The organism is Hafnia sp. CBA7124 (assembly GCF_002355555.1).
Classification (GTDB): Bacteria; Pseudomonadota; Gammaproteobacteria; order Enterobacterales; family Enterobacteriaceae; genus Hafnia; species Hafnia alvei.
The window spans coordinates 2,685,492-2,704,801 of sequence record NZ_AP017469.1 but is presented as its reverse complement, the minus strand read 5'-3'; the positions used below and the strand labels follow the sequence as shown (position 1 = coordinate 2,704,801).

The following is a 19,310-nucleotide window of genomic DNA, read 5'->3' as shown; positions in this document are numbered from 1 at the left end:
CTTTTAAAAAAGGGAGGTTATCTATGCCGTAGGTGGGGAAGTACAAATGCTATCTTCGAGATATAAGAATATCTTAATCTGCTCCTCCCCCTGCGAAGGGGGGGAGGCTGGGAGGGGGTATTTCTGAAAGTAAGAACTAAATACTCAACTTCCTACCCGTAATCATCCCGCTTTGCGCTTGTCCATCAGGGCCATACAGCGACTGGCCATGACGGCTTTTCAGCGTATCTAGTGCGCCTTGATTGCGAGTGAGGTGTTGGTTAAGCAACATGCCGTTGTGCTGGTTCATATCGTGTAATCTCTTGGTGAGATCCATGATGTTTTGCCACAGCGTGGAAAGTTCGGCATCTTCTGAATAGGGGGCTTGATCGCCGGTATTATGACGATGCTGTTCCTGATGGCGAAGCGTGGCGAGCAGATTCTCTTTTTCTAACGTGGCGGCCTGTAAACGCACTGCGTCTACACGACCGGCACACAATAGTGACTGTTCGTTTTCGAGCTCAACTTCAAGCGTTTTCAGGGTGTCCAACATGTGTTGCAGCACGTCTAACGTTCCGGGCATAAATGACTACCTGTCAGTCGTTTGATTTCAGTAAATCGTGGGTGTCCTGCAACAGCGCGTCGGCAATTTTTCCGGTATCCATGCTCAGTTCGCCGTTGCGGATAGCCAGCTTTAATGCTTCAACGCGTTCAACGTTGATATCTTGGCCGTTAGGCTGCATCAAGCGTGACTGCGCATCGCTTAATTTAACCTGTGCGCCGTCAACCGCAGGTTGGCTGGCTGCCTCTTTGCGTTTCTGTTGCTGAATTTCGGATGCTTCTCTTGGCTGAATCGGGCTTACACCACTCAGCGAATGGGTGCGATCTATGCTCATTGTCATTATCTCACTGGTTAGTTGGCGCTAGCCTGTTCTGTCATTAAACACAGCGACAACGTGTTTTTCTCTGTTTGTACCATCGGCCCGGCAGCCAATAACTTTAGTCATAATTGCTTTTTTCGCTCGATTTATTGCATTTTTTTTTCAAAAAACGCTAAAAAACGCCGTCAAAGCCTGAAACGATTACATTAACAGCGTTATTGAGCCCTGCTCGGTGGCCTTACCGGTGATAATTTGCCCTGATGCTAGCCGAACCCGAACGCTGTCGGCGATAGCCGCATTGTTGAGTGCTTTCCCTTCGCTGGTGACGTTGAAGCCGTCTCCCTGAGCCAAAATCTGCACCGACTGTCCCGCTTTGATTATCCATGAACGGCGGATCATTGATGCGGTGACCGTTTGGCCTGCGGCTAAATCACGCGTTAATACCGCGCTGTCGAGCTGGCTTATTTCCATAATGCTGCCCGCCGGAAGCTTATCCAAACGTCCCTGCGTCATTTTAAAATCCGCTGGGCTGATATGCTGCCCGCGCGTCAACGGAGATTGAGCAACGGGGTATTCCCCCGTCACTTGAACTTCAACCTGCAAATAGCGTTTATCCTGCGGACATTGGGCAAGCACGCTCACGGTTCCCCAGCGACGTGCAGAAGAGGGCATGGAAAACTGTGGCATTTCACACTTCGGCCATTGTGACTCAGGAGATCGAATATTGACGTTTACCTGCTGATTCACAGCGCTGTATTGCTGGCTAAAAAATTGGTGTAACCCTTCTTCAAGCGCTGATGCCGCCTGAGCGGCTGGCAAGAATCCCCCCCTAATAGGGCAGCATTCAGGATGAACAGCGGTTTTAATGAGCCAAAACGCATATGGCCTCCGCAGGCGATAATGACGGCATTGGGATAACTTAAGTTCCTTAGTCTAACGTCTTCACCGCAAAATAAAGGCCACAAATAGCGCCGCATTATGCGCTTATTCCTCCCATCGTCTGTATTCACCCACGTCTATGCTATCCACTCCAAATTGTCATTCTTGACGATCTGCTAGGCCGTTGTATGCGGCGGCAGCGCGTCCTAAACCACTTAGCGGAGAAGGTATGCTCGATAAACTGGATGCTGCGTTACGTTTTCAGCAAGAAGCTTTAAACCTACGCGCACAGCGTCAGGAAATCCTGGCTGCCAATATCGCCAATGCTGATACCCCTGGCTTTCAAGCCAGAGATATTGATTTTTCATCACAGCTCACGCGAGCCATTGAACAAGGCCGAGTGAACGGCAGTGGTGTCTCTCTTACCACGACTTCCAGCCGTCATATCCCAGCTCAGAATTTCCAGCCGCCTGAACTGGACATGCTTTACCGCGTGCCCGATCAGCCTTCGCTGGATGGCAATACCGTAGATATGGATCGTGAACGTACAGAGTTCGCTGATAACAGTCTGCGTTATCAAACCGATCTCACCGTTATCAGCGGGCAGATCAAAAGCATGATGTCTGTGTTGCAACAAGGATAACGACCATGTCGATGCTCAACATTTTTAATATTTCCGGTTCGGCGCTAGCGGCTCAGTCGCAGCGTATGAACGTGGCGGCCAGCAACATGGCCAACGCCGACAGCGTAACCGGACCGGACGGCGAGCCATATCGTGCCAAGCAGGTGGTATTTGAAGTTCAGGCTGCGCCAGGGCAGGAAACCGGCGGAGTGAAAGTCTCGCAGCTGGTGGACGATCCGTCGCCAGAGCGTTTGGTGTACCAACCGGGTAATCCGTTAGCCGATGCCAAAGGGTATGTGCGGATGCCTAACGTTGACGTTGTTGGGGAAATGGTGAACTCCATCGCCGCCTCACGCAGCTATCAGGCAAACGTCGAAGTCCTCAACACCACCAAATCGTTAATGATGAAAACATTAACGCTTGGTCAATAACAGGAGGCGCTATGGCAGTTTCTGTCTCGCTTAATGATCCGGTTGATATTTCTAGCGCAACCAACAAAACCAACAGCAGTAACGGGCTAACCAGCCAAAACAGTCAGGACTTAAGCAACAGCTTCCTGACGCTTCTGGTTGCGCAGCTAAAGAATCAGGACCCAACCAATCCGCTACAAAACAATGAGCTGACCAGCCAGCTGGCGCAGATCAACACCGTGAGCGGCATTGAAAAACTCAATACCACGCTGGGTTCTATCTCCGGCCAGATCAATAGCAACCAGTCTTTACAGGCCAGTAGCCTAATTGGTCATGGCGTGATGATCCCAGGCAAAAATATTTTGGCTGGTAAAAACGAAGGCGATACCACCACCAGCACCACACCGTTTGGGTTTGAGCTGGAAAGTGGTGCGCAAAGCGTTGTGGTTAGCATCAGCGATGCCAACGGCGTGGTGGTTAAACAAATTGATTTGGGCACCCAAACCGCGGGCGTTCACAGCTATACCTGGGATGGTACGCAAACCGACGGCACCAATGTGCCAAACGGTGCTTACACCTTCAGCGTTAGCGCAACCAATCAAGGCCAGCCGATGGTGGTTCAGCCGCTGCACTTTGGCATGGTTAACGGCGTGACCAAAAACGGCAATGGTGCTTTGCTGGAACTCGGTATGGCGGGCACTGCTTCGCTTGATGACGTGCGCCAGATTTTGTAGCACTGACGGATTTATCTAATCGCTTATTTTGACCTTCAGATACAGGACCTCACATGGGATTCAACCAAGCAGTCAGCGGCTTAAACGCCGCCGCCAGTAACCTCGACGTTATCGGCAACAACATCGCTAACTCGCAAACCGTAGGGTTTAAATCTGGCTCGGTAACTTTTGCCGATATGTTCGCAGGCTCAAAAGTGGGTCTAGGCGTAAAAGTCGCCAGCGTACAGCAGGACTTTACCGACGGTATCACCACCACCACCAACCGTGGTTTGGATGTGGCGATCAGCGGCAACGGTTTCTTCCGTATGCAAGATGCCAACGGTGGCGTGTATTACTCGCGTAATGGACAGTTCACCAAAAATCAGGACAACTTCCTGACCAACGCTCAGGGCGTGTTCCTGACCGGCTATCCGGCCGCGGGTTCACCGCCAACCATTCAGCAGGGTGCGCAGCCTTCAGCGATTCAGATCCCAACCGGCATGATGCCGGCCAAGGCCAGTACCTCAGGCAACATGAGCATGAACCTGAACTCGGCGCATGAAGCACCGAAGAATACCCCGTTCAAAGTGGACGACGTTGAGTCCTATACCTACGCCACTTCTATCACCACCTACGATTCGCTGGGCAACTCCCACAATATGAATCTCTATTTTGTGAAGGGTGATCCGGTTACCGCAGCCCCAGTACCACCAGCGACAACGGGTAAAACGACGACGCCGTGGACGGTATATAGCGTGGACAGCGCTGCTGCCGCGGGCTCAGCACCGCAGAACGCTGGGCAACTTGTGTTTGACCAAAACGGTACGCTGCAAAATTCTGGCACGCCTTTAGCGCTGAAGATGGCGGCGAACAACGGTGCGCCTGCGCAAGACTTCAACCTGACCTTTACCGGTTCCATGCAGCAAAACACCGGTAAAGACGGCGTGACGGCTAAAAACCAAGACGGCTATGCCGCAGGTGAGATGACCGGCTATCAGATTAACGATGATGGCACTATCACCGGCACCTACTCCAACCAGCAAACTCAGCTTCTTGCCCAGATTGTGATGGCCAACTTTGCCAACCCAGAAGGCTTGCAGTCTGAGGGCAACAACATGTGGAAAGAGAGCGGGACGTCAGGTCAGGCGATTGTGGGGGTGCCGGGCGCAAGCGGCTTGGGTGCATTAACCAGCGGCGCAGTGGAAGCGTCTAACGTCGATCTGAGTAAAGAACTGGTCAACATGATTGTTGCCCAGCGTAACTACCAGTCCAACGCGCAGACCATCAAAACGCAGGATCAGATCCTGCAAACGCTGGTTAACCTGCGTTAATTATCACTTACCCACATCTTCTGGGCGCAGAGGAAACTCGCTGCGCTCAGAGGTAACAGGCAGATGCTATGGATCACGCGATTTATACCGCGATGGGGGCCGCAAGCCAAACCCTCGAACAGCAGTCAATAACCGCCAATAACATGGCGAACGCCAGCACCCCCGGCTTTCGTGCACAGTTGGCAGCGCTACGCGCCGTGCCGGTAGAAGGCGATAGCATTGAAACCCGCACACTGGTCGCGGCGTCAACGCCGATGCATGACATGAGTATGGGCAAGCTGGACTATACCGAACGCCCTCTGGACGTGGCTTTGCAGCAGGATGGCTGGCTGGCGGTGCGTAATGCCGACGGTACGGAAGCTTATACCCGTAACGGTAATTTACAGATCAACACCGCGGGGCAGTTGACTTCGCAGGGCAATTTGGTGATTGGCGATAACGGCCCAATCGCGATTCCCGATCGCGCTGAAGTCACTATCGCGGCAGACGGCACCATCACCGCGCTCGGCGCGGGCGACCAGCCAAACACCACGACTCAGGTTGGACGCTTGAAGCTAGTGAAAGCCACGGCGCAGGAAGTTCAGCACGGTGACGATGGCCTGTTTCATCTCACGGCTGAGGCACAGCAGCAACGGGGTGCCACGCTGACGCTCGATCCTGAGGTTCGTCTGATGCCCGGCGTGTTGGAAGGAAGCAACGTTAAACCGGTGGATACGATGGTCGATATGATCGCCAACGCCCGTCGTTTTGAAATGCAGATGAAGGTCATTCGCAGCGTGGATGACAACGAACAAAAAGCCAACCAGCTGTTGTCATTGAGTTAATAGCCGCTGCGCGATTGGAATAACTGTAGGAGTGTTTGAATGATCCGTTCACTGTACATCGCAAAAACCGGGCTTGAAGCCCAGCAAACTAACATGGACGTTATCGCCAATAACTTGGCAAACGTCAGCACCAACGGCTTTAAACGCCAACGTGCGGTATTTGAAGATCTGATGTACCAGACGCTGCGCCAGCCGGGAGCACAATCTTCCGAGCAAACCACGCTGCCTTCGGGCTTACAGATTGGTACCGGTGTGCGTCCTGTTGCTACCGAGCGTCTGCATAGCCAAGGCAACCTGTCGCAAACCGACAACAGCCGCGACGTTGCAATCAAAGGCCAAGGCTTCTTCCAAGTACAGCAACCGGACGGCACGCTGGCCTATACCCGTGATGGTTCATTTCAGGTTGACCAAAATGGTCAGTTGGTAACCTCAAGTGGTTTCCAAGTGGTTCCTGCGATCACCATCCCTGCCAACGCCACCAAGCTGACCATCGGCCGTGACGGTATTGTGAGCGTGAATCAGCAAGGTCAAACCGCGACCACGCAGGTTGGACAGCTGACGCTAACCACCTTTATTAACGATGCGGGTTTGGAAAGCGTGGGTGAGAATCTGTACCAAGAAACAGAAAGCTCTGGCGCACCGACCGAAAGCACGCCTGGCCTGAATGGCGCTGGCATGTTGTATCAAGGCTATGTTGAAACCTCTAACGTTAATGTGGCTGAAGAGCTGGTTAACATGATCCAAACTCAGCGCGCCTATGAGATCAACAGTAAAGCCGTGACAACGTCTGACCAGATGCTGCAGCGCTTAACGCAGCTCTAAGGACTGATAGCCGCATGTTTATTGAGACGTCAGACGTACGCTATAACCCCGCCTTACCCCTAATGTCTGGGGACGGTAGGAACGCGATCGGCTCCTTCCCCTGCAAAGGGGGAGGCTGGGAGGGGGTTTCAAGCAAACTTATTATAAGTGCCGCACTGAGTGCGGCTTTACTGCTTTCCGGCTGTGCCTACATTCCTCACGATCAAATCGTGAAGGGAACCACCACGGCCTCACCGGCACCGGCGGCCCCCCCCATTGCCAATGGTTCTATCTTCCAAAGCGTGCAGCCGATGAACTACGGCTACCAGCCGCTGTTTGAGGATCGCCGCCCACGCAACGTTGGCGATACGCTCACCATCGCGCTGCAAGAAAACGTCAGCGCCAGCAAAAGCTCTTCGGCGAACGCCAGCCGTAACGGCAAATCCAGCTTCGAAGTGGCGACCACGCCGCGCTATCTGGAAGGGCTGTTTGGCAACGCGCGTGCCGATATGAATATGTCGGGTGACAACCAGTTTGGCGGTAAGGGCGGAGCCAACGCGAACAACACCTTTAACGGCACTATTACCGTGACCGTGGCCGAAGTTTTAGCCAATGGCAACCTGAAAGTGGTGGGCGAAAAACAAATTGCGATTAACCAAGGAACCGAATTTATTCGTTTCTCCGGCGTCGTGAATCCTCGCACCATCAGCGGCAGCAACACCGTGGTTTCCACGCAGGTGGCTGATGCGCGCATCGAATATGTTGGCAGCGGATATATCAACGAAGCGCAGAACATGGGTTGGTTGCAGCGATTCTTCCTCAACCTTTCACCGTATTAATAAGGTCTGACCCTATGTTGATAAGGAATGGTTTTATAAAGATGAGCTTACTGAAATATGGCTCTATGCGTGCAGCATACCGGACAAAAACGCTATTAGTTGGATTGGTCGTGTGTCTTGGTTTGGTAGCACAAAGCGCGAGCGCCGAGCGTATTCGTGATCTCACGACCGTTCAGGGCGTACGTGATAACGCCCTTATCGGCTATGGGTTGGTCGTTGGGTTAGATGGTTCGGGCGACCAAACCATGCAAACTCCGTTTACCACCCAAAGCCTGAACAACATGTTGTCACAGCTGGGGATTACCGTGCCGGCGGGAACCAACATGCAGCTTAAAAACGTGGCTGCGGTGATGGTAACCGCCAAGCTGCCCGCGTTTTCGCGGGCAGGGCAAAACATTGACGTCGTAGTGTCGTCGATGGGTAACGCGAAAAGCCTGCGTGGCGGTACGTTGCTGATGACGCCGATGAAAGGGGTTGATAATCAGGTTTATGCACTTGCACAAGGCAACGTGTTAGTGGGCGGAGCCGGAGCCTCTGCGGGTGGCAGCAGTGTTCAGGTGAATCAGTTAGCGGGCGGGCGTATCACCGGCGGTGCCACCATTGAGCGCGAAATTGCCAGCACCTTTGGTAACAGCAATATCATTAACCTTCAGCTTAATGATGAAGACTTCAGCTTGGCGCAACGGATCAGCGACTCGATTAACCGTTTTGGTGGAATGGGTTCGGCCACGCCGCTTGATGCTCGTACCGTGCAGGTTTTGGTGCCGCAGGGCAACAGTAATCAGGTGCGGGTGCTGGCGAATATTCAGAACATTGAAGTGTCTGTCGGCAGCTTTGACGCCAAGGTTATCGTTAACTCGCGTACCGGCTCAGTGGTGATGAACCGTAACGTTGAGCTGGATTCCTGTGCCGTTGCGCAGGGGAATTTATCGGTAGTGGTGGATCGTCAAAACACCGTCAGCCAGCCCAATACGCCTTTTGGCGGTGGGCAAACGGTGGTAACGCCAAATACGCAGATTTCGGTTCAGCAGGGACAGGGCTCGCTACAGCAGGTTCGCTCTAGCGCCAACCTAAACAGCGTAGTGCGCACATTGAACGCGCTGGGCGCAACGCCTAACGATCTGATGTCCATTTTGCAAGCCATGCAAAGCGCCGGTTGTTTACGTGCCAAATTGGAAATTATCTGATGAATGATAGCTTCTCTCTAGGAAGTGCGGCGTATGACGCGCAGGCGCTAAACCAGCTCAAACGCCATACGGCCGCGGGTCGGATCAAGCGATTCGCGAAACCGCTAAGCAGATGGAAGGGATGTTCGTACAAATGATGCTGAAAAGCATGCGTGCGGCCTTGCCTCAGGATGGGGAGCTAAGCACCGAACAAACTAAGCTGTATACGTCGATGTATGACCAGCAGATTGCGCAGGAGATGTCGGGCAGTTTAGGCATTGCCGATATGCTGGTTCAGCAGCTTTCCGGTAGTAAAACGTCTATTCCAGACAGCGTGGGAAGTACCCCAATGGCGCTGGATGGCGAGACTATCCAAAGTATGCCGGTTCGGGCGCTTGAACAGGTGATGCGTCGAGCGATGCCGCGTATTCCGCAGCATGGCTCACCGATGCCCACCAACAACGGGGAATTTGTCACCCAGTTAAGCGGTGCGGCACGGGTCGCTAGCCAGCAAAGCGGGATTCCGCATCAGCTGATTGTGGCACAGGCCGCGCTGGAATCCGGTTGGGGACAGCGTGAAATTCCTACGCCGGATGGCTCGCGCAGCTACAACCTGTTTGGTATCAAAGCAGGGAAAAGCTGGGACGGCCCAACCACCGAGATCGCTACCACGGAATATGAAAACGGGGCGGCACACAAAGTGAAGGCCAAGTTCCGTGTTTATGGTTCTTATCTGGAAGCGATCAGCGATTACGTTCAACTGATTACCAATAATCCACGCTATGCCAACGTCGCCAATGCCAATACGCCAGAGCAGGCTGCGCACGCTTTACAGAAAGCGGGCTACGCCACTGACCCGAACTACGCCAGCAAGCTGGTGCAGGTGATAGGGCAGATTAAAAATGCGGGTGCGCAGGCGGTGAAGGCCTATACCACGGATTTGGAGAAGTTGTTTTAGGGCAGCCCCCACCCTAACCCTCCCCCTGACAGGGGAGGGAACCGAACGGAGTTGCATCAAAGCTCGATGCGTTCTTCCTCAAGGAGAGCCGCTGGAGTCGCATGAAATCTCGATATGCTCCTCCCCCTGACAAGGGGGTGGTTGGGAGGGGGTATTTCATTTCAACATCGAAAGCCTGAGAGAGAAAAAACGGCAAAATAAGTTCGCTTTGAGCCACAGTTTCTCCTCAAGTTTACCTCCACCCCGCCGATAACAACTTCAACAACAAGAGCCTTGCCGCGTGATGACGTGAGGCTTTTTAAAGTTTAAAGGAACCCGAATGGCTAACTTAATCAACAGCGCAATGAGTGGACTAAGCGCCGCACAGACCGCGCTGAGCGTCGCGAGTAATAACTTGAGCAATGTTTACACCCAAGGCTATAACCGCCAAACCGTCAGCTTTGCACAAAGCGGCGGAACCAGCACGCCAACGGGCTTTATCGGCAACGGGGTTAACGTAAGCGGTATTAACCGCGAATATAACTCTTTTATCGTTAACCAACTGCGCCAAGGACAGAGTGATTACGCCTCGACCACCGCGTATTACCAGCAGGTATCGCAAATCGATAACCTCTTGGCAGACAGCAACAACAGTCTGTCGGCGAATATGCAGGATTTCTTCTCCAACCTGCAAAATTTAGTCAGCAACCCTAGCGATCCGGCAGCACGCCAAACCGTATTAGCTAAGGCTAACGGCTTGGTGAATCAGTTTAAAACCACAGATGAATATCTGAAGAATCTTGAGAGCAACGCGAATCTGACCGTCAGTAACAGCGTTGAACAGATCAATAATTACACCAAACAGATTGCCAGCCTTAACGATCAAATCTCACGCCTTACCGGCGCAAGCGGTGGCAACGCACCAAACGATCTTCTCGACCTGCGCGATCAGATGGCCACCGAGCTGAATCAGATTGCGAATGTAGAAATCACCATGCAAGAGGGCTCAATGAGCGTCTCGTTTGCCGGTGGTTTATCGCTGGTACAGGGTGGAACTAGCTACAAGCTAGAAGCTATCCCTTCGAGCGCCAACCCTCAGCGTCTGACGGTTGGCTATAATCGCGGGTCAGGAGCAGCTAGCGAGGTGCCTGAAGGCCGCATCACCGGCGGTAGCCTGAGCGGCATATTGCAGTTCCGCAGCGGCGCGCTGGATAACGCGCGCAACCAGCTTGGGCAGATCGCGCTTTCTATGGCCGACAGCTTTAATAAAGTTCAGCAAGCCGGTGTCGATCTCAATGGCGATCTCACGACCAACGAGCCGTTCTTCACCATTGGTCAGCCTTCTTCTTACGCTAACAGCAATAATAGCCAAGCGGCGGGCGCATCTATTTCGGCCACCTACACGGACGTTAGCCAAACGAAAGCAACAGATTACCGTTTGGAATATGACAAAGATGGCAAGTGGCAGATAACGCGCCTTTCCGACAACAGCAAAATCACCAACCTTACGCCTGATGCGAATGGCAAATTGAAGTTTGATGGTTTAGAAGTCACGGTTGCGCCAGCAGCAGCGAAGAACGATAGCTTCACGCTGAAAACCACCTCAAGCGCGGTACAAGGTTTTGGCGTGGCGATTACCGACGCGGCCAAAATCGGTGCGGGTACGCCGAAGTACGATGCAGGCGGCAACTTGGTGATTGATTCCACCGGTAAAGGTGATAACACCAACGCCCAGAAAATGTTGGATCTGCAAAAAGCGCAGACCGTGGGGGGCAAATCCACCTTCAACGAAGCCTATGCAGGGTTAGTGGGCACGGTTGGTAACCAAACTAACAGTGCGAAAGTGGATAGCACCGCACAGGGCAACGTAGTGAAACAGTTGGCTCTACAACAGCAGTCGGTTTCAGGTGTAAATCTTGATGAAGAGTACGGCAATCTGATGCGTTTCCAGCAGTATTATCAGGCAAATGCTCAGGTTATTCAGACGGCGACGACGCTATTTAGCGCTCTGCTTAATATTCGATAAGAAGGATGTTATTCCATGCGTCTTAGCACCAGCATGATGTACCAACAGAATATGGGTGGTATCACCGATGCACAGTCTGAATGGCAGCGCGTTGGCCAGCAGCTCTCAAGCGGTAAGCGAGTGATCAACCCTTCAGACGATCCGCTAGCGGCATCGCAACTGGTTGGTTTGAAGCAGTCTCAGGCTCAAAACGACCAGTATACGATGGCGCGCGGCTATGCGCGTCAAGGCGTATCGCTGGAAGAAAGCGTGTTGCAGCAGGTGACTTCCTCCCTGCAAGATGCCACGCCGGTACTCGTCGATGGCGCGTCTTCAGGCAGCAAAAGTGATGATGACCGCGCTTCTATCGCCAAACAGTTGGAAGGTATTCGCGATCAGCTACTGAATCTGGCCAACAGCACCGACGGCAATGGCCGCTACGTGTTTGCCGGTTTCAAAAATGATACCGCGCCTTTCACCAAAGTGACCGATCCGGCGACCGGCAGCGTGACCGTAACCTATAAGGGCGGTGATACCGCGGTGACGCAAAAAGTTGATGCTGCGCGCGATATGACCATCAGCCACACCGGTTCCGATGTGTTCCAACAAGCATCCAGCAATCCGGTAAAAGAGCCCGATGGTTCCGTGAATAGCGATATCTTTAGCACTTTGCAAAAGGCGATTGATGCGCTGAAAACCCCGATTGCAGGCGCGGATGAAACGGTGAAAAAGGGCGTAAGTGATGCGCTTGACTCCGCCAACCGCGGTCTGCGTAACAGTCTGAATAACGTCTCACAGGTACGCGCTGAGCTCGGGACTAACCTGAAAGAACTGGATTCTCTGGATGCGGTAGGCAGCGAACGTGCCATGACTTACACCAGCCGAATCAGCCAAACACAGGACGTTGATTGGTATCAGGCCATTTCAGACTACAGCCTGCGTCAGGTGTCTCTACAAGCATCTTATAAAGCGTTTACGGATATGCAGGGGATGTCTCTGTTCCAGATGATTCGCTAACCTCCGTCATACGCTATATAAACAAAAAGCCCCGCTAGCAATAGCGGGGCTTTTTTATGCAAGCGAGTTACGCAGAGCGGTGAAATCACAACCCCTGCATGCCACCGATCACTTGGGTTAAGCGCTCGAAAATCTCGCTGAAGAGATGTTCACTGAAGGGCACCAGCATCGGCATCATCAGGCTAAGCGAAAGCATACCGATGGTGAGCGTGAGGGGAAAACCCACCACGAAAATAGAGAGCTGTGGCGTCATGCGATTGAGGAGTCCCAGCGCGGTATTAAGCGACAATAACAAGGTAATAAGGGGAAGAGCTAGCATCAGCCCATTAATGAAAATCAGGCTACCGGCCTGAGCAAGCATCAAAAAACCGTTGCCGTTAAGCGGTTGCTCGCTGATGGGCAGGGTTTGAAAACTGTCTGCAAGAATAGAAATCATCCACAGATGACCGTTAAAACTAAGAAATAACAACATGGTCAACAGGTTAAGCAAGCGCGCCAAAATCGGCATGTTGGGGCCACCAGAAGGGTCAAAAAAGGTGGCAAATGAAAGCCCCATTTGCAGACCAATCACTTCGCCCGCGAGACGAACGGCGGCAAAAGCAAACTGCATGGTTAAGCCGAGTGCGGCACCAATCAAGATTTGTTGGGTAACCAGCCATAGGCCGCTAATGCTCACCACCGGCGTTGGATTACTGCCTAAATTAGGCACTAGCAGAAAAGTAATCGCCATCGCCAAGCCAACCTTGGTCTTTTTACTGATGGCTTTTTCACTCAGCAGCGGTGCGGTGCTGATTAAAGCCAGCATACGTACAAATGGCCAGAAATACTGACCCAGCCATAAGGCCAGTTGGGAAGTATCAAATGAGATCATCGTCCGCGTTAGCCGATGATGGAGGGAATGCTGGTGAAAAGGGTGCGCATGTAATCCAGCAAAAGGCTGAGCATCCACGGACCCGCAACGACCATGGTCGCGAACACGGCCAGAATTTTAGGGATAAACGACAGCGTCATTTCGTTAATCTGGGTGGCGGCCTGTAGCAAACTGATCACCAAACCACTGATTAACGCAGCCAACAGCAACGGTGTCGCCAAGGCCAATCCCACTTTCATCGCCTGATAACCGAGCGCCATTACGGATTCTGGAGTCATATTTTTTTACTCAGTGAGTGAGGCGGTTAACTGTAAAAGCTCTGCGCCAGCGAGCCCAATAACAACTGCCAACCATCGACTAAGACAAACAGCATTAATTTGAACGGCAGCGAAATGGTGGCAGGTGGAACCATCATCATCCCGAGCGCCATCAACACGCTGGCAACCACTAGGTCGATAATCAAAAAGGGAATGAAAATGGTGAAGCCAATTTGGAAGGCCGTTTTTAACTCGCTGGTGACGTAAGCGGGCAGCAGGATACGCATCGGTACGTCTTCTGGGCCTGACATCTGCGGCAGATTAGCTAATTTGGCGTACAGCGCCAGATCGGTTTCTCGAGTTTGGCGCAGCATGAATTCGCGCAGCGGCTGGGCACCGCGATCCATGGCGACGTCCATGGTGATTTTGTCTTGGCTAAAAGGCTGATAAGCGTCTTGATAAATTTTATCAAACACAGGTGACATCACGAAAAAGGTGAGAAACAGCGCCAGCCCTAGCATAACCTGATTGGGTGGCGCAGACGGTGTGCCTAATGCGCTGCGTAATAATCCCAACACGATGATGATGCGGGTAAAGCTGGTCATCATCAGCAATGCGGCGGGCAAAAACGTTAACGAGGTGAGAAAAACCAGCGTTTGAACCGGCAACGACCAGTTTTGTCCGCCGTTTGCCAGCGGCTGTGAAACAATGCCGGGCAGTTGCGCCAGCGCCAATGGGCTAGCCAGAAGTAATGTTATGGCGCCAAGGCCAAGGATTAAACGCTGAGTGCGCATTAAGACTTATCTCCGCGCTTACCAAATTGTTGCTGTATCACCTGCTTGAAAATCTGGCTGAAGTCCTGTTTTTTCTCAACGGGTTCATCTTCAGCAAGGGGAGCGGTGAAAGTATGCAGATGGGTGACGTTCTGACTGGTTACACCGAGCACCAAGCATTGATTGTCCACTTCAACCACCACCACGCGCTCACGTGCGCCGAGCGAACAGCTGGCACGCACGTTGAGCATGTTATTGCGGCTGTTTTTAGGCGCAAAACCTAAGCGTTTAACCAGCCAGCCGATAATTAAAATCAGCAGCAGTATGGCGCCCAGCGTGCTGCCAACCTGTGTCAGTACGCTGCCCGTAGGCACCGCGGGTGCCGCAGGCGCGCTGGTGGATGTTGAAGTGGCGGGGATCATTAGCGGCTCAGACGACGCATGCGTTCAGATGGCGTAATGATGTCGGTGATACGGACACCAAACTTATCGGCAACCACCACCACTTCACCTTGGGCAATCAGATAACCGTTAATCAGAATATCCAACGGTTCGCCGGCCAGACCGTCAAGCGCAACCACAGAACCCTGCGACAAACGCAGTAGTTCTTTGATCGTCATCTTGGTACGGCCTAGTTCCACCGTCAGTTTGACCGGAATATCTAAAATCAAATCAATATCGTGCAGATTGCCGGCTAACGGTGATGGATTATCAAGATTTTGGAAAATCTCATCCGCAGCATTTCCCGCCGAGGTATTTTCGGTGGTTTGCTGTTCGTTCATCGCTTCCGCCCACAGGTCGGCGGCGTCGTCATGACCTTCGGCAGACGGCTTGTTGACGTCACTCATTGGGCTGATCCTCGCTCAGAGCATTTAAAATAGGGTTGATTAATCGTTCTACGCGCAGTGCATATTGGCCATTTTGGCTGCCGTATTGGCAGGTTAAAACGGGAACGCCATCCACATTGGCGATAAGTTTTTCAGGTTTTTCAATGGGTAATACATCGCCAGGCTGAAGCTTAAGCACTTCGGACAGGCGTAAAGGAATATCAACAAAGTTGGCGACGAGCTCTAGTTCAGAGTGCTGAACCTGTTTGCTGAGCGTATCGCGCCAGTGCTGATCTTCTTGCTTAGAGTTCTCTAACGGTGGGTTAACCAGCAGCTCGCGCAGCGGCTCAATCATCGAGAAAGGAATACAAATATTAAATTCGCCGCTCAGCGCACCCACTTCAATCGTGAAAGGCGTTGTGACCACGATATCGTTCGGTGAAGTGGTGATGTTGGTGAATTTCACCTGAATTTCAGATCGAACGTATTCCACTTCCAGTTTGTAAATGGCGCTCCACGCATCGCGATAGGCATCCAGCGCCAAGCGCAGCATGCGTTTAATCACGCGTTGTTCGGTATGGGTGAACTCACGTCCATCGACTTTAGTTGGGAAGCGACCGTCGCCACCAAACAGGTTATCCACCGCCATAAACACTAAGCTTGGCGCAAATACCATGAGCGCGGTGCCGCGTAACGGATTGAGGTGAATAAGGTTGAGGTTGGTTGGCACCGGAAGGTTACGGGCGAACTCATGATAGGGCTGAATTTTAACCGCACCGACCGTGATATCAGGGCTACGGCGCAGCAGGTTAAATAGCCCCATACGAAACTGACGGGCAAAACGCTCGTTGATGATTTCCAGTGCTTGCAGACGTTCACGAACTACCCGACGCTGAGTGGTCGGATCGTAGGGGCGAACGTCGCTTTCGCTTCCCGCGAGCGGAATTTCGTTGTCAGGCTTTCCATTGTCGCTATCGCCGTTCAGCAACGCGTCAATTTCGGCCTGTGACAGAATGCTATCAGACATAGTGATTACCGCAGGATAAAGGCTGTAAACAACACGTCGCTAACGATCTGCTTTGGCTGACCGGGAGCAATTGGCGGCATGAGCACGGCTTTAATATCAGTCATTAACTGAGTTTTACCGTGTTCACTGGCCAGCGTGGCGGCGTGTTGGCGCGAAAGCAGCATCAATAAACGGCTGCGCATTTCAGGCAGATAATCGTTCATACGTTTACGCGTGGCTTCATCGGGTAAACGCAGGGTTAAACCGATATAAAGCACACGATCGGCATCTTCACCGTCGCTGATCAGGTTAACGGTGAAGGTATCGAGAGGCATAAATACCGGCATCGGCGGTGGAACCGGTTTGCTTTCGGCGAGGGATTCTTGATGCTGATAGTATTTCCAGCCATAAAAACCGCCACCAGCACCCGCAGCAATAAGAATTAACAGTATCCATACCCACTTGGCACGCCGCTTAGTGTTCTTGGGGAGTGTGGTTTCAGACATAAGGGGATGATTCCTGTTACGGTGCGAAGAAGCGCACATGAATTTTACTTGTGCTGTCTATTATCCTTGGCTCGCGGGTGTTCAATGGGGGGAATAGAGGGTGAAAATGGGGTTAATTGCGGTGGATGGCTAATGCCTTGGGCAGTTGTTGTGCAATCTTGGGTATTTGCTCGGCGGTGGGGAGAGGGGAGTGCGGTGTAAGGTTTCGGCCAGCTGTTCTCTGTACGATGTGGTGTAAGGTTTCGGCTGCCTGTTCTCTATGAGATATGGTGTAAGGTTTCGACCGCTTTTAAACTCCGAGCTTCTCTTCCATATCGTGCCGGCGTCCAAGCAAGGCGGCTCAATCGCCGCCGCCTTGCATCCCGGCTTGGCACCGTTCTTCAGCCTGCTTCGCAGGTGCCCGAATATCGTCATTCCGGCTTTAACGGAACGAACGGCAATCGCCATCCTGGCTCCTCCGTTCTTTCGCCGACGTCCCTGTCGGCGAATCCTAGCCTGCATTCCTCTCTTCGGCTGAAGAACAACGTGCCGGAGAAGGTCAAACCCAAAACCCAAAACCCAAAACCCAAAAGACAACAGACAACAGACAAAAACTCTATCTGTTTTTTAGTTTAAGTCTTGGTCGGGAGAGCCGCCGGTACAGGGATGTACCGGCGGAGTTTGGGGCGCCCTGGATGGGCGATACCAAACCGGAGCGGAAATGGCGTCTCGGATAAAAGCGCGCGAGTTGAGAGCCCCCGCGCAACGGGGCTCTCATCGGACGCCTTCGATTTGTCTATATGTGAAAGCGGTATTGATAGGCGGTCGAAACCTTACACCGTAATCCTATAATCATTAATCTCTCTGTTTAAACACTGATATCCACTCCCCAACTCTCACCGACTTAGCCGAAACGCTGGCCGTAACGATCCTATCGTCATTATTCCCATCCACACTAAATCCGCCGGAAGTGGCTTGTCGGTCGGAGGCGTTTTGCTGGCTGCCGTTCCACTGCGGTTGGGCTTCGCTGCCCACGCTGCTTTGCCCTAGCTGAATACCGCTGTCCGCCAATGCGGTGCGCAGTTGGGGAAGGGCAGCTTCCAGCGCTGCGCGCACCTGGCTGTGACCCGATGCCATGTGCAGCTGCGCTTGGTTATCATCGATGCGTAAGCTGATTTGCAGCGATCCTAAATCCTGTGGATGCAGGCGCAGTTCGGCGCTGTGTTGACCGCTGCGATTAAACATGAGGATCTGCTGACTCAATGCCTGCTGCCATTCACTGCTGCCTAACTGAGCATTCAGCACCGGCGTTGGCATCGGCGCGGCAGGAACCGCGGTTGCTTGTGGGGTAACTACTGGGCTACTCACCGCAATATTGTGCATCGCTTGGCTTAGCGTATGCACTGGCTGCTGCGAAAGATTGAGATCGTTGCGCGGCAGGCGAGCATCCTCCATTTGAGGGGCCAGTTTTAGCGGGATCTCAGCGGTGTTTAGCGGTGTGGCGCTGGTTTCAACGCTAGATTTAAGTGCTGATGGATCACTCTTTTTACCCGGCACCGTGGCTAACGAGAGATCCCATGGTTGGGCGTCCACGTCCACGTCCACGTCCGCGGTTGGCTTATCGGATTTTAATAATGTTCCAAGATCTAGCTTGGCATCTTTTTTGTCGTCACCCGTAAGCAAATTCATAAGGGGGGCTGCGCGATCGGATGTGACTGCATTCAACGTCACGTTGATTTCAGGGCTGTTTGCGGTGTCAGACGCGGCAACTTTTGGCAAAGCATCGGGCAGCATAGCAAACAGGGCGCTGATGGCAGCTTGTCCCGCTTGTCCGGTGCCTTTGTCTGTTATTGTCTCCGTCAACGCAGGCGGGTGATCGCCTTTGCCAGCAGGTTTTATCTCTGTGAGAGAGGCGCCGAGCGATGCCAGCAATTTCTGCTGCTGTTTAGGATCTAGCGATGCTAATTGATCGACTAGTTTTTGGGCATCTTTACCCTTAGCGGACTGATTTTGTAATGCTTTGGTCAGCGCTGCTTGCAACGTTTTAAGGTCTGTTTTTTCGGCCAAACCTGAAGTCGTTTTATTGGCTTTAGCATGTGGTGCCCGATTCTCTTTGCTCGGTGAGTGTGCCTGAGACAGCACGTCAGAGAAAGGCGCAGCCGCTTTCTTCGATGATTTGGCCGACGAGGCACTCGCATTGGTTGCTGTAGGATTTGTTATCGCCGCAGCGAGCAGTGGGGACGTCATGATTTTTCTCTCCTCATGGCGGCACGCTGGGCGTACTCATCCATCCGTTTTTGATCTTGTTTATTGAGCTGCATTTTTAGCTGATGCTCTTGGCGCTCGTGGAGCGTACAAAAAGCATTCAGGCGTTGCTGTTTTTCCTGCCAGCAACGCGTGGCGGTCGCGAGCCTGATATTGCACTGGTTTAACTGTAGGCGATGTTGGTCAATCGCCTGATCCAACGTGCGAATAAACTGCTGATAGTTTCGCCAGCTAGATGCATCCATTCCGCCGCTCATCCCCTGATTGAGACGCTGACGGTATTCATCTTGATAATTGAGCAGCATAGTTAGCTGCTGTTCTGCATGTAAAAACGCTTGCTGCGACTTGCCTAGTGCGGTGGTGGCATCATCAACATCTTGCTGTGCAAGGTCACGTAGCGTGCCCATCGGTGAAGACATTTTT

General features: G+C 52.5%; 22 protein-coding genes and 1 pseudogene. 11 read left to right on the top strand and 12 right to left on the bottom strand.

What is annotated here, in order from left to right; all coding sequences use genetic code 11:
- Positions 1-136: 136 nt before the first annotated feature.
- From CPY98_RS12675 to flgA, 3 genes are all read right to left on the bottom strand, one after another.
- A complete protein-coding gene (locus CPY98_RS12675; RefSeq protein ID WP_025802302.1) occupies positions 137-562 on the bottom strand; it encodes a flagella synthesis protein FlgN in 426 nt (141 codons plus the stop codon).
- Between the two features lie 13 nt (positions 563-575).
- Positions 576-875 (bottom strand): flagellar biosynthesis anti-sigma factor FlgM, encoded by a 300-nt coding sequence (gene flgM / locus CPY98_RS12670; RefSeq protein WP_025802300.1) that lies wholly within the window; start codon positions 873-875, stop codon positions 576-578.
- A 186-nt stretch (positions 876-1,061) separates the two neighbouring features.
- Positions 1,062-1,679, bottom strand: coding sequence for a flagellar basal body P-ring formation chaperone FlgA (gene flgA / locus CPY98_RS12665; protein ID WP_231899410.1), 618 nt, complete (start codon positions 1,677-1,679; stop codon positions 1,062-1,064).
- A gap of 289 nt (positions 1,680-1,968) precedes the next feature.
- Here flgA and flgB point away from each other — a divergent pair, with 289 nt between their 5' ends.
- From flgB to flgL, 11 genes and pseudogenes are all read left to right on the top strand, one after another.
- Positions 1,969-2,382, top strand: a complete 414-nt coding sequence (flgB, locus tag CPY98_RS12660; protein ID WP_025802296.1) for a flagellar basal body rod protein FlgB — start codon at positions 1,969-1,971, stop codon at positions 2,380-2,382.
- Positions 2,383-2,387: 5 nt separating this feature from the next.
- Entirely contained in the window at positions 2,388-2,792 is a 405-nt protein-coding gene (gene flgC / locus CPY98_RS12655; protein ID WP_025802294.1) for a flagellar basal body rod protein FlgC, read from the top strand.
- Between the two features lie 11 nt (positions 2,793-2,803).
- Positions 2,804-3,505 carry a flagellar hook assembly protein FlgD gene (gene flgD / locus CPY98_RS12650; protein ID WP_025802292.1) on the top strand — a complete coding sequence of 234 codons (702 nt, stop codon included), beginning with the start codon at positions 2,804-2,806 and terminating at the stop codon, positions 3,503-3,505.
- Positions 3,506-3,558: 53 nt separating this feature from the next.
- Positions 3,559-4,815: a flagellar hook protein FlgE gene (flgE, locus tag CPY98_RS12645; protein ID WP_025802290.1), complete on the top strand. Its 1,257-nt coding sequence runs from the start codon at positions 3,559-3,561 to the stop codon at positions 4,813-4,815.
- A 68-nt stretch (positions 4,816-4,883) separates the two neighbouring features.
- Positions 4,884-5,639, top strand: coding sequence for a flagellar basal body rod protein FlgF (locus tag CPY98_RS12640; RefSeq protein ID WP_025802288.1), 756 nt, complete (start codon positions 4,884-4,886; stop codon positions 5,637-5,639).
- Positions 5,640-5,678: 39 nt separating this feature from the next.
- Entirely contained in the window at positions 5,679-6,461 is a 783-nt protein-coding gene (gene flgG / locus CPY98_RS12635) for a flagellar basal-body rod protein FlgG (protein WP_004092136.1), read from the top strand.
- A gap of 14 nt (positions 6,462-6,475) precedes the next feature.
- Positions 6,476-7,279: a flagellar basal body L-ring protein FlgH gene (gene flgH, locus CPY98_RS12630; protein WP_025802286.1), complete on the top strand. Its 804-nt coding sequence runs from the start codon at positions 6,476-6,478 to the stop codon at positions 7,277-7,279.
- A gap of 65 nt (positions 7,280-7,344) precedes the next feature.
- Positions 7,345-8,466 (top strand): flagellar basal body P-ring protein FlgI, encoded by a 1,122-nt coding sequence (locus CPY98_RS12625; protein WP_038502888.1) that lies wholly within the window; start codon positions 7,345-7,347, stop codon positions 8,464-8,466.
- A pseudogene (gene flgJ / locus CPY98_RS12620) lies at positions 8,466-9,403 on the top strand (flagellar assembly peptidoglycan hydrolase FlgJ). Before CPY98_RS12625 ends, flgJ begins: the two are co-directional and overlap by 1 nt.
- A gap of 319 nt (positions 9,404-9,722) precedes the next feature.
- Positions 9,723-11,408: a flagellar hook-associated protein FlgK gene (flgK, locus tag CPY98_RS12615; protein ID WP_096387930.1), complete on the top strand. Its 1,686-nt coding sequence runs from the start codon at positions 9,723-9,725 to the stop codon at positions 11,406-11,408.
- Between the two features lie 15 nt (positions 11,409-11,423).
- Positions 11,424-12,404, top strand: a complete 981-nt coding sequence (gene flgL, locus CPY98_RS12610; RefSeq protein ID WP_025802278.1) for a flagellar hook-associated protein FlgL — start codon at positions 11,424-11,426, stop codon at positions 12,402-12,404.
- An 85-nt stretch (positions 12,405-12,489) separates the two neighbouring features.
- Here the strand turns inward: flgL and fliR are convergent, their stop codons facing one another.
- The 9 genes from fliR to fliJ all read right to left on the bottom strand — a co-directional run bounded on the left by fliR (position 12,490) and on the right by fliJ (position 19,306).
- Positions 12,490-13,275: a flagellar biosynthetic protein FliR gene (gene fliR, locus CPY98_RS12605; RefSeq protein WP_043493767.1), complete on the bottom strand. Its 786-nt coding sequence runs from the start codon at positions 13,273-13,275 to the stop codon at positions 12,490-12,492.
- An 8-nt stretch (positions 13,276-13,283) separates the two neighbouring features.
- Positions 13,284-13,553, bottom strand: coding sequence for a flagellar biosynthesis protein FliQ (gene fliQ / locus CPY98_RS12600; protein ID WP_025802274.1), 270 nt, complete (start codon positions 13,551-13,553; stop codon positions 13,284-13,286).
- Positions 13,554-13,579: 26 nt separating this feature from the next.
- On the bottom strand, positions 13,580-14,326 hold the full coding sequence (gene fliP, locus CPY98_RS12595; RefSeq protein ID WP_046450532.1) for a flagellar type III secretion system pore protein FliP: 747 nt from the start codon (positions 14,324-14,326) through the stop codon (positions 13,580-13,582).
- On the bottom strand, positions 14,326-14,727 hold the full coding sequence (fliO, locus tag CPY98_RS12590) for a flagellar biosynthetic protein FliO (RefSeq protein WP_096387928.1): 402 nt from the start codon (positions 14,725-14,727) through the stop codon (positions 14,326-14,328). The genes fliP and fliO overlap by 1 nt, the downstream gene beginning before the upstream one ends.
- Positions 14,727-15,152: a flagellar motor switch protein FliN gene (gene fliN / locus CPY98_RS12585; protein WP_025802268.1), complete on the bottom strand. Its 426-nt coding sequence runs from the start codon at positions 15,150-15,152 to the stop codon at positions 14,727-14,729. The genes fliO and fliN overlap by 1 nt, the downstream gene beginning before the upstream one ends.
- Positions 15,145-16,158: a flagellar motor switch protein FliM gene (gene fliM / locus CPY98_RS12580; protein ID WP_025802266.1), complete on the bottom strand. Its 1,014-nt coding sequence runs from the start codon at positions 16,156-16,158 to the stop codon at positions 15,145-15,147. Before fliM ends, fliN begins: the two co-directional genes overlap by 8 nt.
- A gap of 5 nt (positions 16,159-16,163) precedes the next feature.
- Positions 16,164-16,643 carry a flagellar basal body-associated protein FliL gene (gene fliL, locus CPY98_RS12575; protein WP_025802264.1) on the bottom strand — a complete coding sequence of 160 codons (480 nt, stop codon included), beginning with the start codon at positions 16,641-16,643 and terminating at the stop codon, positions 16,164-16,166.
- An 834-nt stretch (positions 16,644-17,477) separates the two neighbouring features.
- Positions 17,478-18,869 (bottom strand): flagellar hook-length control protein FliK, encoded by a 1,392-nt coding sequence (locus tag CPY98_RS12560; protein ID WP_096387924.1) that lies wholly within the window; start codon positions 18,867-18,869, stop codon positions 17,478-17,480.
- Positions 18,866-19,306, bottom strand: a complete 441-nt coding sequence (gene fliJ / locus CPY98_RS12555) for a flagellar export protein FliJ (RefSeq protein ID WP_025796734.1) — start codon at positions 19,304-19,306, stop codon at positions 18,866-18,868. The genes CPY98_RS12560 and fliJ overlap by 4 nt, the downstream gene beginning before the upstream one ends.
- Between the last annotated feature and the right edge of the window lie 4 nt (positions 19,307-19,310).

What these genes read in the sequence shown, in the direction of transcription:
- fliN (WP_025802268.1), bottom strand. Translation starts at nt 15,152, where the DNA reads ATGAGTGACGTCAACAAGCCGTCTGCCGAAGGTCATGACGACGCCGCC.
- flgD (WP_025802292.1), top strand. Translation starts at nt 2,804, where the DNA reads ATGGCAGTTTCTGTCTCGCTTAATGATCCGGTTGATATTTCTAGCGCA.
- fliM (WP_025802266.1), bottom strand. Translation starts at nt 16,158, where the DNA reads ATGTCTGATAGCATTCTGTCACAGGCCGAAATTGACGCGTTGCTGAAC.
- flgK (WP_096387930.1), top strand. Translation starts at nt 9,723, where the DNA reads ATGGCTAACTTAATCAACAGCGCAATGAGTGGACTAAGCGCCGCACAG.
- fliO (WP_096387928.1), bottom strand. Translation starts at nt 14,727, where the DNA reads ATGATCCCCGCCACTTCAACATCCACCAGCGCGCCTGCGGCACCCGCG.
- CPY98_RS12640 (WP_025802288.1), top strand. Translation starts at nt 4,884, where the DNA reads ATGGATCACGCGATTTATACCGCGATGGGGGCCGCAAGCCAAACCCTC.
- CPY98_RS12625 (WP_038502888.1), top strand. Translation starts at nt 7,345, where the DNA reads ATGCGTGCAGCATACCGGACAAAAACGCTATTAGTTGGATTGGTCGTG.
- flgM (WP_025802300.1), bottom strand. Translation starts at nt 875, where the DNA reads ATGAGCATAGATCGCACCCATTCGCTGAGTGGTGTAAGCCCGATTCAG.
- fliR (WP_043493767.1), bottom strand. Translation starts at nt 13,275, where the DNA reads ATGATCTCATTTGATACTTCCCAACTGGCCTTATGGCTGGGTCAGTAT.
- flgG (WP_004092136.1), top strand. Translation starts at nt 5,679, where the DNA reads ATGATCCGTTCACTGTACATCGCAAAAACCGGGCTTGAAGCCCAGCAA.
- flgE (WP_025802290.1), top strand. Translation starts at nt 3,559, where the DNA reads ATGGGATTCAACCAAGCAGTCAGCGGCTTAAACGCCGCCGCCAGTAAC.
- flgH (WP_025802286.1), top strand. Translation starts at nt 6,476, where the DNA reads ATGTTTATTGAGACGTCAGACGTACGCTATAACCCCGCCTTACCCCTA.
- flgL (WP_025802278.1), top strand. Translation starts at nt 11,424, where the DNA reads ATGCGTCTTAGCACCAGCATGATGTACCAACAGAATATGGGTGGTATC.
- fliQ (WP_025802274.1), bottom strand. Translation starts at nt 13,553, where the DNA reads ATGACTCCAGAATCCGTAATGGCGCTCGGTTATCAGGCGATGAAAGTG.
- fliJ (WP_025796734.1), bottom strand. Translation starts at nt 19,306, where the DNA reads ATGTCTTCACCGATGGGCACGCTACGTGACCTTGCACAGCAAGATGTT.
- CPY98_RS12675 (WP_025802302.1), bottom strand. Translation starts at nt 562, where the DNA reads ATGCCCGGAACGTTAGACGTGCTGCAACACATGTTGGACACCCTGAAA.
- fliP (WP_046450532.1), bottom strand. Translation starts at nt 14,326, where the DNA reads ATGCGCACTCAGCGTTTAATCCTTGGCCTTGGCGCCATAACATTACTT.
- flgC (WP_025802294.1), top strand. Translation starts at nt 2,388, where the DNA reads ATGTCGATGCTCAACATTTTTAATATTTCCGGTTCGGCGCTAGCGGCT.
- flgB (WP_025802296.1), top strand. Translation starts at nt 1,969, where the DNA reads ATGCTCGATAAACTGGATGCTGCGTTACGTTTTCAGCAAGAAGCTTTA.
- CPY98_RS12560 (WP_096387924.1), bottom strand. Translation starts at nt 18,869, where the DNA reads ATGACGTCCCCACTGCTCGCTGCGGCGATAACAAATCCTACAGCAACC.
- fliL (WP_025802264.1), bottom strand. Translation starts at nt 16,643, where the DNA reads ATGTCTGAAACCACACTCCCCAAGAACACTAAGCGGCGTGCCAAGTGG.